This window comes from Flagellimonas maritima (assembly GCF_003269425.1).
GTDB classification, from domain to species: domain Bacteria; phylum Bacteroidota; class Bacteroidia; order Flavobacteriales; family Flavobacteriaceae; genus Flagellimonas; species Flagellimonas maritima.
In genome coordinates this window covers 2,362,907-2,378,737 of the sequence record NZ_CP030104.1, presented here as the reverse complement: position 1 = coordinate 2,378,737, position 15,831 = coordinate 2,362,907, and the positions used below count along the sequence as shown (strand labels likewise).

The 15,831-nt window shown below is 40.9% G+C and carries 10 protein-coding genes; 1 reads left to right on the top strand and 9 read right to left on the bottom strand.

Annotated features, from left to right (window positions below; all coding sequences use genetic code 11):
• Positions 1-68 precede the first annotated feature (68 nt).
• The 9 genes from HME9304_RS10475 to HME9304_RS10435 all read right to left on the bottom strand — a co-directional run bounded on the left by HME9304_RS10475 (position 69) and on the right by HME9304_RS10435 (position 14,375).
• Positions 69-452, bottom strand: a complete 384-nt coding sequence (locus tag HME9304_RS10475) for a cytochrome C oxidase subunit IV family protein (protein ID WP_112378549.1) — start codon at positions 450-452, stop codon at positions 69-71.
• A 56-nt stretch (positions 453-508) separates the two neighbouring features.
• Positions 509-1,483, bottom strand: a complete 975-nt coding sequence (locus tag HME9304_RS10470) for a cytochrome c oxidase subunit 3 (protein WP_112378548.1) — start codon at positions 1,481-1,483, stop codon at positions 509-511.
• Positions 1,484-1,737: 254 nt separating this feature from the next.
• On the bottom strand, positions 1,738-2,319 hold the full coding sequence (locus HME9304_RS10465) for a cytochrome c oxidase subunit 3 (RefSeq protein ID WP_112378547.1): 582 nt from the start codon (positions 2,317-2,319) through the stop codon (positions 1,738-1,740).
• 97 nt (positions 2,320-2,416) lie between these two features.
• The gene (gene cyoE / locus HME9304_RS10460; RefSeq protein WP_112378546.1) at positions 2,417-3,328 is read right to left on the bottom strand and encodes a heme o synthase; all 912 of its coding nucleotides are present in this window, start codon (positions 3,326-3,328) and stop codon (positions 2,417-2,419) included.
• 625 nt (positions 3,329-3,953) lie between these two features.
• Complete coding sequence (locus HME9304_RS10455; protein ID WP_164674833.1) at positions 3,954-4,478, bottom strand: DUF4348 domain-containing protein; 525 nt, start codon at positions 4,476-4,478, stop codon at positions 3,954-3,956.
• Positions 4,479-4,601: 123 nt separating this feature from the next.
• Complete coding sequence (locus HME9304_RS10450) at positions 4,602-5,150, bottom strand: hypothetical protein (RefSeq protein WP_112378544.1); 549 nt, start codon at positions 5,148-5,150, stop codon at positions 4,602-4,604.
• 267 nt (positions 5,151-5,417) lie between these two features.
• Positions 5,418-5,798: a hypothetical protein gene (locus HME9304_RS10445; RefSeq protein WP_112378543.1), complete on the bottom strand. Its 381-nt coding sequence runs from the start codon at positions 5,796-5,798 to the stop codon at positions 5,418-5,420.
• Between the two features lie 10 nt (positions 5,799-5,808).
• Positions 5,809-11,091, bottom strand: a complete 5,283-nt coding sequence (locus tag HME9304_RS10440; protein WP_112378542.1) for a DUF6443 domain-containing protein — start codon at positions 11,089-11,091, stop codon at positions 5,809-5,811.
• An 11-nt stretch (positions 11,092-11,102) separates the two neighbouring features.
• Complete coding sequence (locus HME9304_RS10435) at positions 11,103-14,375, bottom strand: RHS repeat protein (protein WP_123877445.1); 3,273 nt, start codon at positions 14,373-14,375, stop codon at positions 11,103-11,105.
• 1,070 nt (positions 14,376-15,445) lie between these two features.
• Here HME9304_RS10435 and HME9304_RS10430 point away from each other — a divergent pair.
• Positions 15,446-15,781 (top strand): helix-turn-helix domain-containing protein, encoded by a 336-nt coding sequence (locus HME9304_RS10430; RefSeq protein WP_112378540.1) that lies wholly within the window; start codon positions 15,446-15,448, stop codon positions 15,779-15,781.
• Positions 15,782-15,831 lie beyond the last annotated feature (50 nt).

The window sequence follows — 15,831 nt, the reverse complement described above, 5'->3', positions numbered from 1 at the left end:
TTAATCTTACTAATGCAAAAATAAAAAAGACGGTTATCAAACCGTCTTTTTTCTATGTTAATACTTTCTTAGAAGTCCCAGGCCAAGAAACCGTCCTTAAATACATTATAAATATAATCAGCTTCAAAAAGCAAAATAAATATCAAATAACTGACCAAAAAAATGGGTGTCCAAACAATTGCTCTGCGCAGTGAACTTTTCTCATCGCGCAAATGCATAAAATCCCAAGCAATGTAGTATGCCTTGACCAGCGTTAGAATTATAAAGATCCAGTTCAATAATTTCATTCCCAAAAAGTAGGTCTTTACCAAGAACTCGGGTTTTGTAATACCAAGAGCTACTTCTACCGCCGTGACAATGGTAAGAAAAATCAATACTCCCCAGATTTTCTGGACATTGGATTTAAATTTCAATAACCCTCTAAAAATTTCCAGTTTATGCTCGTGTGCCATAATATGCTTACTTTTTTGGATTTCCGACCGTTCCTCGCAGGAAATTAAAAATCAAATTATACTAAATAGAAAAATGTGAATACAAATACCCATACCAAATCAACAAAGTGCCAGTACAATCCGACCTTCTCGACCATTTCATAGTGCTTTCTACGTTCGTAGGTACCGATAATCACATTAAAAAAGATGATTACATTGATTACGACACCGGAAAATACGTGGAACCCGTGGAAACCTGTAATAAAAAAGAAAAAGTCGGCAAACAATCTGCTTCCGTACTCATTACGGACAAGATTCGCTCCTTCCACCACTAAACTTGCATCTTTGAGCTTTGCCAAGGATTCTTGACGGTTCAGTACAGTTTTCTCACCCTCTTCGTTAATGGTCTCTGTTCTTATTAAAATATTTGGTGTGGCCTTAAATCCTTGTACGACCTCGTTCAAGGAATAGCTAGGTAATGTTTTTCCTTCATAATACCAGATTCCATTCTTTTTTTCATGCTCAACACGTTCATCGGGAATAGTCCTTGAAAAATCTGCAAGTGCAGCACGTTTTCCTGTTTCAGCATCAACAAACTGAAGAATCCTACCTCCTTTTGTTTCCAGTGCTCCGTAATCCCCTTTGATGAAGGTTGCCCATTCCCAAGCTTGTGAGCCCACAAAAATGGCTCCTCCTATTATGGTCAGGAACATATAAAAGATAACTTTCTTTTGCATCATTTTGTGTCCTGCGTCCACGGCCAAAACCATGGTAACCGATGACATGATCAAAATAAAGGTCATAAAGGCTACATAGTACATTGGATAATTCCCATGAAAAAATGGCACGTGTGTAAATACCTCATCGGCAATGGGCCATGTCTCTATAAACTTAAATCTGGAAAAGCCGTAAGAGACCAAAAACCCAGAGAATGTCAAAGCATCCGAGACAATAAAAAACCACATCATTAATTTTCCATAGCTAGCTCCAAGTGGGCGGTTTCCGCCTCCCCAAACGCTATCTTCTGTACCGGTAGTAACCGTTGTATCCATAAAAAGGTCGTATTAATAAAACTTTCACAAATTTACATCTTTTGATGTATTCATAAAGAACTCATTTAAACTTTTTGGATTAAAGCGAAAATCAGTAATTTTTTGCTTGATCGATGACTTTTTTGAATTGCATAGCAGGGCTACGGAAGGATAAAAAGACGAAAAGTGGGCGAAAAAGGACAATTTTCCAGCTAATTGAAAAAATTTAAATGAGTTCAAAGATAAAGTTAAATGAAAACCAATTCATCCAATAATTATTTTACGAAATACATAAATAGTATTAGATACACCCAAAGAAAATCCAAAAAATGCCAGAATGTGGCTCCCAATTCAAGTCCCAATAAATTGTTGGGAAGATATTTTCCTCTTAGCTGCTGAACCAAAACCACCAATAGTGATATCAATCCTGCCACTACATGAACTATGTGTACCGCTGCAATTAAAAAAACGTAGGACATTTTAATGCTACTCGTTGGACCTGTAAAATAATATCGGTTCTCAAGCATTTGTGAGAATCCGTTGAATTGCAGTATGATAAACGAGATGCCCAAGGCCAGCGTAGCCAATAAAAATATAGTGCCCAATTTCTGATTGTTTTTCTTAACGGACTCTTTTGCCAATATATAGGTAATACTACTGAATATGATTATGGCAGTGCTTATAAAAAAGGCTTGTGGAAGTTCTAGATCGCTGATCCAGTCATCACGTTTACTGCTCACAATGTAAGCACTCGTCCAACCTGCAAAACCCATAATAAGGCTTATGATACCGAACCAAAGCATCATTTTTTTTGCCCGACTATTTTTTTGCTGTGCTGTTCCTTGGGTCAAATCCATTTAAATCTTAATTTAATTTTGACTGTTCTAAAGTTTCTTTTAAAAGTCTCTACTCTTGAGATTCCATGTTTTATGGAAATCGGTTTATGTTGCTATTTTAAAATAGTGTATGACCGAATTTGTCCAATACGTATATTATCTGTATTAAAGTAATGTAGGTAACACTCGCCAGCATTAGCCTTCTTGCGGATACATTATCTCTTTTTTCATATAACCTGAATGCAAAAATCAGCATAACCAATCCCGATAAAAGTACAATGATTGCTGCAGGGATGGATAAATGTAATCGCCCAGTGAAACCAAATGCAGGCATTATGGAGATAACTATCATCCAAATGGTGTACAATATAATCTGCAATGCGGTACCTGTGTCCTTCTTCCCCGTTGGCAACATTTTAAAACCGCCTCTTTTATAATCTTCATCCAACATCCAGCCCAATGCCCAAAAATGTGGGAATTGCCAAAAAAACTGAATCATAAAAAGTGTTCCCGCCTCTATTCCAAAGTTATTAGTTGCCGCCACCCAACCCAACATAAAAGGTATGGCACCTGGAAATGCCCCTACAAAGACAGATAAAGGTGTTTTTGTCTTTAAAGGCGTATAGACGCTGGTGTAAAGAAATATGGAAATAGCACCGAACATAGCAGTTTTAGGGCTTAGTATATACAAGGCCAAAATGCCCAGAAGCGTAAGTGCAACCGCTATTGCCATAGCCATGTTCACCGACATACGTCCTGAAGGGATTGGACGGTTCTTGGTACGGTTCATCAATACATCCAAATCCTTTTCTATGACTTGGTTGTATGCGTTTGATGCTCCTACCATACAATAACCTCCAAAGGCCAAAAGGGCAACGGATACTAAATCTATTTGGGAAGCTCCAAGAAAATAACCTGCAATGGATGAAAAAACTACACTAACAGATAGTCTGGCTTTGGTAATTTCCTTAAAATCGGCAAAAATTAAGGACCATGATGTATTTTTTGCAAAACCTACGGCAGACTTCATCCACAAAATATATTGGCTGGCAAAGATAATGCTGGGCTACCTCTTTTCCAACCTATTGACAGTCTTTATGTTGTTTTTGGCAAAGTGAGGTTGTTTAAATGATTTGGATTCTTTTTTTTAATGTTATGGTTGGCATATTTGCTCTTATTGTAAACCTATTTCTCGATTTTATCCGCATTTAGACTTTTGAGCGCAACGAGATCAAACTGTCCATAGATACCGCCAAGGCAATTGCCGACGAGCTTGGCGTTATCGTCGATTTTCTGCTAGGGGGCGATGACACCATCATGGACAAGGAACTGTTACAGAAGGTCAGGGACATCGAGAGCTTTACCGAAGCCGAGCGCACCAAGATCTACGAGCTTATCGATATGGCCATCAGCTACCACAAGACCAAAAAGGCTTATTCAAAGGCATAAAAAAACCATCCCGTAGGATGGTCTTTTTCTATTGTGTATTGGTAGGAATCGACTAGTGATCATCCACACCGTAATACCCCCCATCAATCTGCTCACATTTTTCCAAATAACTTAATAGAACTCCTTCCTCTTCATCCAAAATTCCGCTTTGGCTAAAAAAAGTGACATTTTCATTATGGCCTTGTAATAATCTATATGGTTTTTGTTCAAGTAGACTCGTCCAATATCTCCACCAGATACCAACAGCCGTCTATTAAGTTGAACTTATAGGTCAGCATCAATCCATTGTCGTATCCCTTAAGAAGATAATCGACATGATTAGATTTTTTATCAATAGATACTGTGTATTTACCCGATTCTTTATTCATCGCATCTTTATCCTCCGTAAAATCAATGTAGTAGAATTTTCCATTTTCCATAACATCAATTTTTAGCTCATCATAAGAATTCTCATAATAAAACCATTTCATAGGATATTTTACCCTATTCTTTTGAAAGACACTGTCCTTAGCAAATCTTTCGAAGAAAGTCTCAAAGGTCTGATTGCAGTCTTTGGGAATTTCGATGGGTTTAATTATTTGTTCTTTCTCTTCTTTTTGATTGGCCACTTTCTCGCTCAATACAGGCGATCCAATGGTACTTGAAGAGGCATCTTTATTATTGGACTCCTGTTTACAGGAAGATGCTCCCAACATTATTAAAACAAATACGGTCAATTTTATTTTTGTCATATCTTTTTGTTTCTTTTTTAAAATCCACAGTCCACACAATTTGATCTTGGTATTGGAGCTGTCCATCTTGGTACACATGGTTGCCTATATAATCCGTGGTGTTGACCGTACTCACTATCTTTTTTAGTTTTGCGAGCTATCTACATAGATTTCTTTCTCAAAATAGTACTTTTTGACTTCTTCGCTCTTGAAAACAGAATCCATAGGTAATTCCTTATTTTGGTATTCAAGGATGTAACCCCTTATAGTGTCTTTCCCAACAGATTTAAACTTTCTTCCAAATACCGCGGTCTTATCAAAATCGTATTGACCAATCCATTTTTGATTGATCGTATCATGACTTAGATTAGGAAAAATATCCATGGCTACATCATATTCATTGGACAAATTCTGTTTAAGGGAATATTCATCATCATTTGCTATATAAACTATTATTCCGGAATTCTTAAAATGGGATTTTTTCAAGTATGCATAACATCTCAAATACTTATTTACTGTTACTGTATCGGCAGATGTGTGAATTTCAAAAACGACTTGCTCTTTATTTTCTTCATTAGATTCCGTTTCATTTTGCTCTTTATCTCTACAACCGATAAAATAGGCAGCCATACCAACATAAGCCATGAACAAAATGTGGAATGAAATTCTTTTAATATTGAAAATAGGTTTCATTTAGTCTCTTGTTACTGTTGTATCTCTATTAAATCTTCTTTCGCTGGCCCCCATGGCCCTGACAAAATGGGGGCTGACCCTTACCGAATCTATATCAGGATCCGTCCTAAGCAAGCTATCAGCTTTACGAACTGCACCTTCTTGGTCGTCTGCCAAAGTACCTGCATCACTTGTACTGTGAACGCTACTTTTTGTACCCTCTTTGAATGATATCAGGAAATGGCTATAAGAATACTGAACTGTTGGTTCCGGTTCTTTGTTTTATCTCTATTTTGAAGCTGCTGCTTTCAGCCCTTTGTATTGTTCCAAATATTCTTCGTTACCCTCAAATTCGTCTTCGGGCTCTAAGTTCTTTTTAAAATATTCTTCAAATAACCTTATTGGTATTTCATCAAAATTAAGAGTTTTTGCTTTCTGCTTTTTCCATTTTTCCAAGCCGAATGCCGTCAACGTTTGATACATAGTAAATACAAGCATTTTCTCCCATTCACTATATTCCTCTTTGTTAGAAAAATCAACTACTCCTTCTATTTTAGTATAGTTTTGTTTGATATCTCTAAAATACGTTTCCGTTTCTTCTATACCTTCTAGGGTAAAACTTCTATTCCATAGAGGTTCTATTTTATAATAAAAATCTTCAAAGTACATTTTTTAAAAATTAATTTCCGATTACATTACCATCACCATCGATAGTAACCCTTGTTCCTGCTTTCTTCGATGTATTCCCAAAATCTGTTGTTCCCTTTGGCCATGCTTTCCATTGGTCGCCAGTATTACCTGGGTTGCCATGACTAGTTTTTGATTTTGAAAAAATAGCACCAGTATCTTTATGAATCCATTTATCACCTTTTTTCTTAAATTCTCCCGGGTCTAAATCTGGTGTAGGTAACCTTTTTCTTTTCTTCATTAGTTTCTTCACAAGATTGTAACCTTTCTTACCTTTTTTAAGCTTACCTAAGAATATCGATATAGCAGCTGCACCGTATTTTCCTTCTGCTGAATTTACAATACCATCTCCAATATCGTCATAAAAGAAGAAATGTAGTAAATCACTAACTATATTATCCTCGCGTTGTACCTTCATTTCCTTTCCGACTTCTGCCAAAAAAGCTTTAAAGAATTTACTCCTGAGTTCTTTGGGAATAGCACCCGCTTCCGTTATTGTTGCAAATTCATCAGCGGTTACAAAAAATTCAAAGTCAAAACCATCATCTATAAAGAAAGTTTGTGATGGGTCGTCCTCATTTACTACGTTAGTAAATAATCCAGTAGGGTCGTTGTACATTATAGGACTATTGTTGGCGTAATGATAAGGGGTAAAACTTTCAAAACTTTCAGCCATTGCATCAATTCCGATGAATCTTCCAATAGAAGGGTCGTACTGTCTCCAGTCCATTTCGAGAAGGTTCAGGCCAAGACTTTCGTTCTTCTCTTTCCCAACATAGGTCATGTAGTTGTTTTCAGTACCGTTGATGACATTATTGTAACCTTTGTGTTCAAGTCCAAAGGGGTAGTAGTTGCTTTCCTCGATTACCTCGTTGGCAGGGTCTATCGAACCGTTGCCATCAGCATCAGCATAGCTTAACCTTACATTGCCCAGGTGATCCTTATAATTATAGACGTATTGCCATCCATTGCCACCATTGGGGGTTATATAACCTTCAGAATGGCCAATGAACTGTAATTCGTTGTTCCCACCCACAGTCTTATAAATAAAGTTGCCATTATACTCCGTGGATATGGAAGAACCACCATCGTTTACGGTTTTCTTCAATTTTATTCCATTGGCCGCATAGACATATTGGATATTGTTACTGCCAAAGTTCACCTGTACAGGGAGATTCAAGTGGTTGTACGTTATCGATGTTATCCCTTTATTGGCATCGGATGTCATGTTTCCGTTTAGGTCATAGCTAAAATCGTCCCCGGTGCTGCCGGGGATTTCCCTGAAGCCCTGGTCGTCGTTGGCAAAATCGGATACCTTCCTCACCTTGTTGCTCTGGGCGGGGTAATAATAGTACATGCGGTCCATGGAACCGAAGTCTCCGGTGATGGCATTATCGGGGTTCTCCACCACGTGCCCTTTTCTCTTCAGGAAGGTGATGTTCCCGTTCTTGTCATAGGCAATCGGCTCCGTGGGGCTACCAACGTCATATCTCCCGTTGTTGCTTACCGCATGGCCCAGACGGTTGAGCGCATCATAGCCGTAGCGGTACCATTTCAGGCCGTTGTCCACATTGGCCGTTTTCCACTCCGTCTCACTGATGTTCCCGTTGTAGAGCGGTGTGCCCCCATGGTCCGCCGTGTTGTAGTTGATATCGAAGGCGAAAAGGTCGTTGCCCATGCTCGTGTGGTCGTTGATACGTTTGAGCCATCCCCGTACATTATACTCATAGTCCACCGTCTGTAGGTTGCCGCCAACTTTCTTCCCTACCAGTTGCCCCAGTTCACCATAGGTGTTCTCCACGATGGTCTCGGTATGGGCCCCTATGGTCCGGGTCTGCTGGGTGAGCCTGCCCATATGGTCGTACGCATAGTCGTCCGTTGTCACTATCGGCGGGTTTGCCCCCTTGCTGTGGGTGGTGACCACCTGCTCCGGCCTGCCCACAAAGTCAAGCTTGGTCTCCACCTGCGTGAAGGTCTGCAGGTAGTCGTTCAAGGTGCCCTCCGTTATGACCCTGCCCTTTTCGTCATAGGCCCTGGCCCAGCTCACCCACTTGTCGCCGTTGCCGTCCAGCACCAGTACGCCCCCGCCAGTGGGCAGGCCCCTTACGTTCTGGGAGACCGTCTGGCCCAGCACCGTGGTGGGGATGGTGTAGCCCTGCAGGTCAAAGTCATAGGCATCGTAATAGTTCATCGTGTGCAGCACGTTGGGAACGGCGTAGATGGAAGGATAGGTGTTTGTGGTGTACACAGGGCCGTCCCTTTCCTCGAACTGTGCGGCCGCCCCGTCAACGTTGGCCTGTGCCTGCGACCTGGTCGCGACAAGGTCCGCAATGCCCGTATAGGCCACCCTGCCAAAGGCATCGTACTTGGTATAGGACCATTCGTTGTCGGTGCGCTGCACCGCATCCTGTACCATCACGGGTTGGTCCAGCTTGTTGTAGACGATATGTTCCCAGCCCTTGCCCGGTATTTTTTTCTCCACCAGGCGGTTGCGGTGATCGTACTTGTACTGGTAGCAGAGCTCGTTGAGCTCCGTGGCGCTGACCCCGTTGGAGGTGTCCACCTTGGGCGGCAGCACATAGGTGAGGTTGCCGTAGTCGTCGTACACGTAATGGGTATCGTGGGCCTCGACTGCGCTCGGCGACCCGACTTCCCCATACGTCCGCTTGAGCACCACATGGCCCAGCTTGTCGGTATACGACTCGGTGGTGTGCAGCTTGGAGGTTGTCCCGTCATGGTTCTCGTCCTTGGTCACGGTTTTGTAAAGTTCGCCGGTATCATATACTCCAGATAGTTCGTTTAAAACAGGTGTTTCTGGATTTTCTCCTGTAAAAACAACCTCAAACCTACGTACTGCATCTGTTGATGAATAATTCACTTTGTTTTCAAACTCAATCTCATGCCCGCTGCCCATCTTCCAGTCCTCTCCCGGGGCCGCCTGTTTCAGCACACGGTTCAGGGGGGAGGGCTCGAACTCTTTTTCGAAATAAGCGTTCACGTCATTGGTGGCCATGACAGGAAAATCTGATTGATAGACCGAACTATAATACTGCTTGGTTGCCATTTCAATATTTCCTGTCCTGAAATTTCCACTTGCCCCCATGACAGGAACATAGGGAAGCCATTCCCTGTTCATCCGGCCGTACTCGTCATAATCCACGTGAAATACCAAATCGCTGGGCTGCCCGTTGTTAAATAAAGCACTTAACGGAACCTCACTACCATCTACTACTTCAAGCATGGGTTGGGTAAAATACTGCCGTACGTTAACATCCGTGCTATAATACAGGTAGCTCCTGAAGCGTGATGTGGTTGTACCACTGCCCCATTTGTACTCCGTTCCATCAATGACCTTGTTGCCGTTGATGTCGTACACCCCACTCAATCCGATATCCACACTACCATGGTCGTAGGGGTGCACAATACCAATCAATAGGTACCACTCTCCCAATTGCGGCAGGTCACCGCTCCAAAAGTAAGGGTTACCATTGTCACCGCCCCCAAGGTTGTCGACGTTCTGAGTACCATGATAGGTGGTACCGTCATTGGAATGGAAACGGTTCACCCAAACCATATAGCGATAGGTCTTGGTCCTGTCCACTGTGAAGTATTCAGTGTTCCAACCCCCGTCGGAGTTGCTTCCCGGGTCGTTGCCACACCTCCAGACAACCTCCTGTTGCCCAAAGGGACCGGGAGCCAATACCCGTTGGTTCTCCGAAGTATTGCCGTTTTGGTTGAAGAAACCCGTACTGCCATCTCCAATGGTCCAGTCCATGGCCCAGCCTGCGGCGGTATTCGCAGTGGCGGTTTCATTACTAGTGCCCGATGCCCTGATTCCTACCTGCTGAATGGGCCTTCCCAACCCATCGTAATAGGTCACTCTCTCTATGGCTGTTGTACCGTTCGGGTCTTGATACGAAATTGTATGCACGTAGTTCTCATTGCTCAATGTGGTGGTTTGGTCCGGGCAACCAGTAATTGTACCAGAATCATCTGGACAGGGGTCGCCTGTAGTGCTAGCATAGCCCAAGAGCCTGAAACTTGTGTAAACCGTACTGGCACCGTCACCGATACCGTCACCATCCCTGTCACTATAGTACATTTGTGGCAAAATATTGGTTATGAATACAGTACCATCATCGTAGTCACTACTATTGATGACGTGACCAGAGGGTTGGCTACAGGCATTGGTGGTGTTACTGGGATCACCGTAACCGTCTCCATCCGTATCGGCATAATAGATAGAGGATTGATTGATACTATAATTTATTGTTCTAGAACTACCCCAACAACCAGCACTACTTCTGCCTCTTAAGTAGTACACACTACCACTAGTACGTATAACACTCAACTCAGAGTTTGATGTGCTCGTGCCTCCTGAACTACTTTGCCAATACCAAGTGGTTCCACTTGACGGGTTACTCCTTGTCAAAACAGTACTATCACAGTTGTTTGTAATTGTTGGTACAGATGGTATGGGTGGTATTGGTTTAATACTATAGTTTACTGTTCTGGCACTTCCCCAACAACCACTACTGCTCCTTGCTCTCAAATAGTAAACACTTCCACTGGTAAGCGTGATGCTAGATGAGGAATTGGATATACTTGTACCCCCTGAACTACTTTGCCAATACCAAGTTACCCCATTTGGTGGGTTACTACGCGTAAGTACACTATTGCCGCAATTATTGGATACGGATGGTGTTGAAGGTATAGAAGGAATTGAATTAATACTATAGTTTACAGTTCGGGCAGTACCCCATTCCCCACCTGAATTTCTTGCTCTCAAGTAGTAAACACTACCCGAGGTACGTGTTATGGAAGGTGAAGAATTAACAGTACTCGTGCCCCCTGAAGAACTTTGCCAATACCATGTTATATTGGTTGGTGGATTACCACGAGTAAGAACAATACTTCCGCAGTTTTGTGTGATACTTGGCATTAGTGGCACTGCTGGATAGGCATTCTGATTAACCCATAAAAATTGCATACCCGAACTGGTTTGATATGTAATGGATGCATTTCTACTGGCACCCGTGTTCGCTTGACATACTATTTTAATGTTACCACTTGGTCTTGTGACCGTTAGCCAGCCAGGAACATTGCTGAATGCAGAAAGAGGGCGGCATGAAATATCTAAAATTAAAATTGTGGTATCCCCTCCTGAATGTCCAAAATTTTCAGGAATACTTGGACAAAAAGTTTGACCGAAAAGTGAAAAACCGATGGCTAGAAACAACAGATTTAACAAGATATGTATATTATATTTTTTCATTATTTACCTAGTTAGTTTTTATAACGATATCTGTACTGTTCAACTATGCTCCCAGCATTATCCTTAATATGCTCCAGTCTGTTGAAAGTGTCGTAGGCGTACTCAGTGGTATAACCTTTTGGGTCTGTTATATTAACAAGACCTACCATCGGTTTATAGTCGTACGTGGTAATCATCGCAACTGAGAGGTTATTACGAAGTGTACTTTCCTGAAGCAGTGTAAGTCCTCTAGTACCCGAATTAAAATTTAGACCAAATCCATTCAACGCTTCGATTTGGGTCCTAGTGGCATTTTCTATTTTTGCTACAGGGAAGGTCTTATTATATCCCCAGATGTAGGAAACAGAAATACCATCGGCTCTAGTAATTTCAAGCGGATTACCGCGGTCATCATAGTCAAGGTACAAGATTCTGTTTTCCAAAACACTTCCATTCTTTGCGATCTGTATATTTTCTGGTGCAATAAGGTCGTTCCCCCAATCCCTGAAATTCGTTCGCGTAGTAGTTGTGGACAATTGAGTACCTGCACCACTTTCGGTGATCGTTTCTACTTGGACCAGTTCGCCAGGTCTCATCGCTTCCAATAGTCCTAATGTAGTATACGCCGAAGGCGACAAACCGGAAAGAGAGTTTTTGTTGGAAGGATAGTACATTTTTGTTGACACTATCTTGCCATTGTTTACGGCACTCTTGGATTCGCTCACTTGATAGTGGTTCCCATAATCATGACCATATGTTGTTTTTTTGGAAAGAACCGCGGTACCATCGTATGTTTTCTCCTCGGTAGAATACAAATTCAAAGTTCCCGCTGTCAAATAATATGTTTTAAATTCGTTGTGTTCATCGGGGTCTGCCAAAGTTCCATCTTGGTCAAAAGGAATCATTAGCGAAATAACATGTTTGGTCCTTGTGGCTTCATAAATTTCACCGTAAGAGGCTGCAGGTGACAAAGGCGGTGTCATCAAATGAAAAGGAACGCCCAGTAAATCCCCATATCTATATGTATTCTTTATTTCTTTTATAAGCGTATATCCTTCCATGTCTTTTCTGTAATATTTTGTTTCCAGAGATTTTCCCCTCATCCATTCATTATCCGTTGCAAGGTGGTACGGGAATTCATAGAAATCCCCAGAATCTGCATATACCGTAAAACGATGTTCGGTTTTTCCCTGCTTACCGTTTTCTCCGATGATATGTTCGGTAACATATTCATACCCTTCATGATTGCCTTGTTCGTAAGTAATAGGGCTACCAGGACGTGCACCATATTTTCTTCTTATAATAACACCTCCTGCAAGAGGGTCTTCTATGTAATAATAGCTGGGTAATGAAAATACCCTCCCACTACTTATACCCTCTTGGTCTCTATACTCGTATTCTTTTTCGATTGTACCTCCTCTAGCGTCTTTTAAAGTGATTTTTTTAATTCTATTGCCAGAGGTAAAAAGCAGTTCAGTATCTCCTTGATTTCCTACGTCTTCATTCCATACTACTAATACACCAAAAGGATTGTTGAAAATATCATTGTGATCGTGCGATATATTCGTATTAGGGGTAACCCTTATTGTGTAACTGCCAGGTACAAGCTGCATATCAACACTATCATTGATTAACGTTATATTACTTTGAGGACCAATCAATTGTGCACTATACGGACAGGTAGTCATTAACTGGTCAGTACCACAATTATTTGGTAGCCCTAGGGAAGTTATAACCCGCGCCATACCAACAATATCACCAATTACAAAAGGTTCTGACTCATAGACTGTTCCATTAAAAAATAATGGGTTTTTGGCAAGCCCAGCGCTTTTGCTCACTGTAGGATTTGTATCTGGAAAGAAAAGGTTCTTAAAATATTCAGGGGGTATGGCTCTATTTTGTTCATATTCATAGTTTATAGACCCTCCAGTAGGCAATTGTATTTTATTCAACATACCGGCCTGTGATTTCACAGTGTCCACCTCTCTATTTATTGTTGTAGTACCATAATCAAAAAAGGTGAGATAATCACCATTATCCTTTCCATTGTAATACCCCCAAGTATCCTGGGAGTTGGAAAACCTATGGGGCAATAGTATGCTATCGTAGAAAAATTGGTATGGTTGCAACGAAGTGGACCCCAATTTATCATAGGTGTCTATCGAGTTAAGGAAAAGCCTTTTGCTGGCCTTTTGATCACAAGTGCTTAACACACTCAATACATTGGTAGCAGGTCCCGTAGTATATGAATAATTGAATTGGTAGCTATTAACGAGTGTATCTTGGAAATCGGTAATTTGAATTTTATCCAAAGCGTATGCACCATCAAGATCTTCTCTTTCAGTATTTGCCTTTATAAATTTTATCTTACCTTGATCAAATAAGATTTCAGATATCTGATGTTGAACAGGCTTCACTTTCGCGAAAAACGAACTAACAACGTTTGACCCAAAATCTATTTTATCGAAATTCCTTCTACAGTAAATGGGTTCCTCATCAATGTATTTGAACTTTATGGTCTTGCCGTGGGGTGCTGTAATATCCATAAAATACCATGACGTATATGCACCAAAAGACCCACTATCGGGAGAATTGGATAGCATACCGTTCGAAAAAACAGCATTTTCAATTATATTTTCCTTATCCCTAGCGGCTAATACACCATCTTTGGACAGCCCGAAATGGAGCTTGAAACCATCTGGAGTAACTACTATCCAACCTGCTATTTCACCTACTGTCCCATTTGCCCAAACTGGTATTATTTTAAGGTCGGTAAAATGTTGAATCACTGGCATTTTTGTACGCTGATCAAAAATGAATTTGCCCGAATACCCTAAAAAATTAAACATAAAGCTGTCCGGATAAAGATCTTGCTTCCCTAACAAAACACTATTGTAGATTCTTAATCTAGTACTTTCCGAAGTAAAAAAAGTCTCATAAAAGTCATCCCTTAAGTATCCTTTTATCCCATTTGGTACATACTCATCCGCAGTACCCCTAATTTGCCTTGTAATAGCGCCACCAAAGTTCATGGTCCACCCCAAGCCGACCCTTGAAGCTATTTCCTCTACTTGAATTCCTTTGGCGTGGTAACTCAAATAGATTGGTATGGAAATTCCCTCCAAATCAATGGTATGGATTGGGATACTTATATTGGGTGTGCCATTATAAAATGAAACTGGTATGTCTACATACTTTGCCAAAGCTGTAGCTTCCGGGGCTGGTGGAACAAGGTTGGGCATTTCTTGTGTTTGGCCGTATATGAATACTAAGGCCATAATTGCAATAACTACTGTTCTTTTCATCTTCTTTTAAACTTACATTGTGGGGAGCCACACTATTTTTCAATCGTGAATTAGGGAAGGAAAGCATATGAAAAAAAGTTTGAACAATGAAATCCTTGTCCCATGTTATATTCCAATGAGATTGTAGACCAGTGGCCCAAAAGTTTTAAATGCTCGTTTTTGATGCAAATCGGAACCAGAACGGAACGATAGGTTATGTTCATACATCTTGCCCATCTCAGTGCAAAATGTTCTTTTAATCTTGGCAGGGAATTTACCCTAAGGGTTTAAAAGCTAATAAAAGGTCATATTCACGTATGTTAGATTAGAAAAAAAATAGTGAGCGTTTAGTACATAGAAAGATACTAAAATAGTAAGAATAAAGCTATTAAAAATTATAAAAAATTTGTGAAGTCCACACTTTATATTATACAATCTAGGTGTTGTAAATATATCGTTGATGTAATTCTTTTAAAGTAATAAAAGAAGCATGCCCGAACATTGACATTTTGTATGTAACATGTTCTATAAAACGATATAGAGCAATCTCATCCTTAACTATAAAAACACCTCAAAAAGCGCTTTTTAATCAAAAAACTCAAAGAAATAAAAGTTGTGAAGAAAAAAACGGGCTAGTAATAACCGGCATTTTTCTTTTGTTTTCTTACTCTTGTTCTTTGCCACTAGTCACAGACTAGCGGTAGCGGGTGAACGTATTTTATCGATAAGGAAGCGATTGAGGTGGTCGCAGGACGAGCTTGCAAAAAAGGTGGGTACATCAGCCCCCATCATCGGGATTTTGGTTTCTGTATGCTCAATGTGATGCGCAGGGTTTCCAGTTTGGTGGTCTTCATTCCGCCGAGGACGTGCACCTCCAAGTGGTCGGTGCGGTAGGCATAGTTGTGCGGGTTGGTCGTTTCGAGCATTTGTTGAAAACTATTTTGTAACCATATTTGACTACAAATACATAGTTATTGTCTATTAATGGATAACCAATATGGCTATTGTTTTCAACAATAATGCGCTTTATGTTCATAAATAGCTATTTTTGTATAGCATTTTTGATGTTTTGTTTACTTATTACTGTGTTTATGTCATTTGGAGATAACTTAAAGAAAATACGGGCGGACAAGGATATTTCGCAGGACGAGCTTGCAAAGAAGGTGGGTACTTCCGCACCCATCATCGGGCGGTACGAGCGCAACGAGATCAAACCGTCAATTGACACCGCTAAGGCCATTGCGGACGAACTTGGCGTTACCGTGGATTTTCTATTAGGGGGCGATGATACCATCATGGACAAGGAACTGTTGCAAAAGGTCAGGGACATCGAGAGCTTTACCGAAGGGGAGCGCACCAAGATCTATGAGCTTATCGATATGGCCATAAGCTACCACAAGACCAAAAAAGCCTATTCAAAGGCATAAAAAAACCGCCACTTGGGCGGTTTCCTAGTTTTAAACATTATCTGTATTAA

Coding starts and splice junctions, on each gene's coding strand:
- HME9304_RS10445 (WP_112378543.1), bottom strand. CDS start 5,798: ATGTACTTTGAAGATTTTTATTATAAAATAGAACCTCTATGGAATAGA.
- HME9304_RS10450 (WP_112378544.1), bottom strand. CDS start 5,150: ATGAAACCTATTTTCAATATTAAAAGAATTTCATTCCACATTTTGTTC.
- HME9304_RS10440 (WP_112378542.1), bottom strand. CDS start 11,091: ATGAAAAAATATAATATACATATCTTGTTAAATCTGTTGTTTCTAGCC.
- cyoE (WP_112378546.1), bottom strand. CDS start 3,328: ATGAAGTCTGCCGTAGGTTTTGCAAAAAATACATCATGGTCCTTAATT.
- HME9304_RS10430 (WP_112378540.1), top strand. CDS start 15,446: ATGTCATTTGGAGATAACTTAAAGAAAATACGGGCGGACAAGGATATT.
- HME9304_RS10470 (WP_112378548.1), bottom strand. CDS start 1,483: ATGGATACAACGGTTACTACCGGTACAGAAGATAGCGTTTGGGGAGGC.
- HME9304_RS10465 (WP_112378547.1), bottom strand. CDS start 2,319: ATGGATTTGACCCAAGGAACAGCACAGCAAAAAAATAGTCGGGCAAAA.
- HME9304_RS10455 (WP_164674833.1), bottom strand. CDS start 4,478: ATGACAAAAATAAAATTGACCGTATTTGTTTTAATAATGTTGGGAGCA.
- HME9304_RS10475 (WP_112378549.1), bottom strand. CDS start 452: ATGGCACACGAGCATAAACTGGAAATTTTTAGAGGGTTATTGAAATTT.
- HME9304_RS10435 (WP_123877445.1), bottom strand. CDS start 14,375: ATGAAAAGAACAGTAGTTATTGCAATTATGGCCTTAGTATTCATATAC.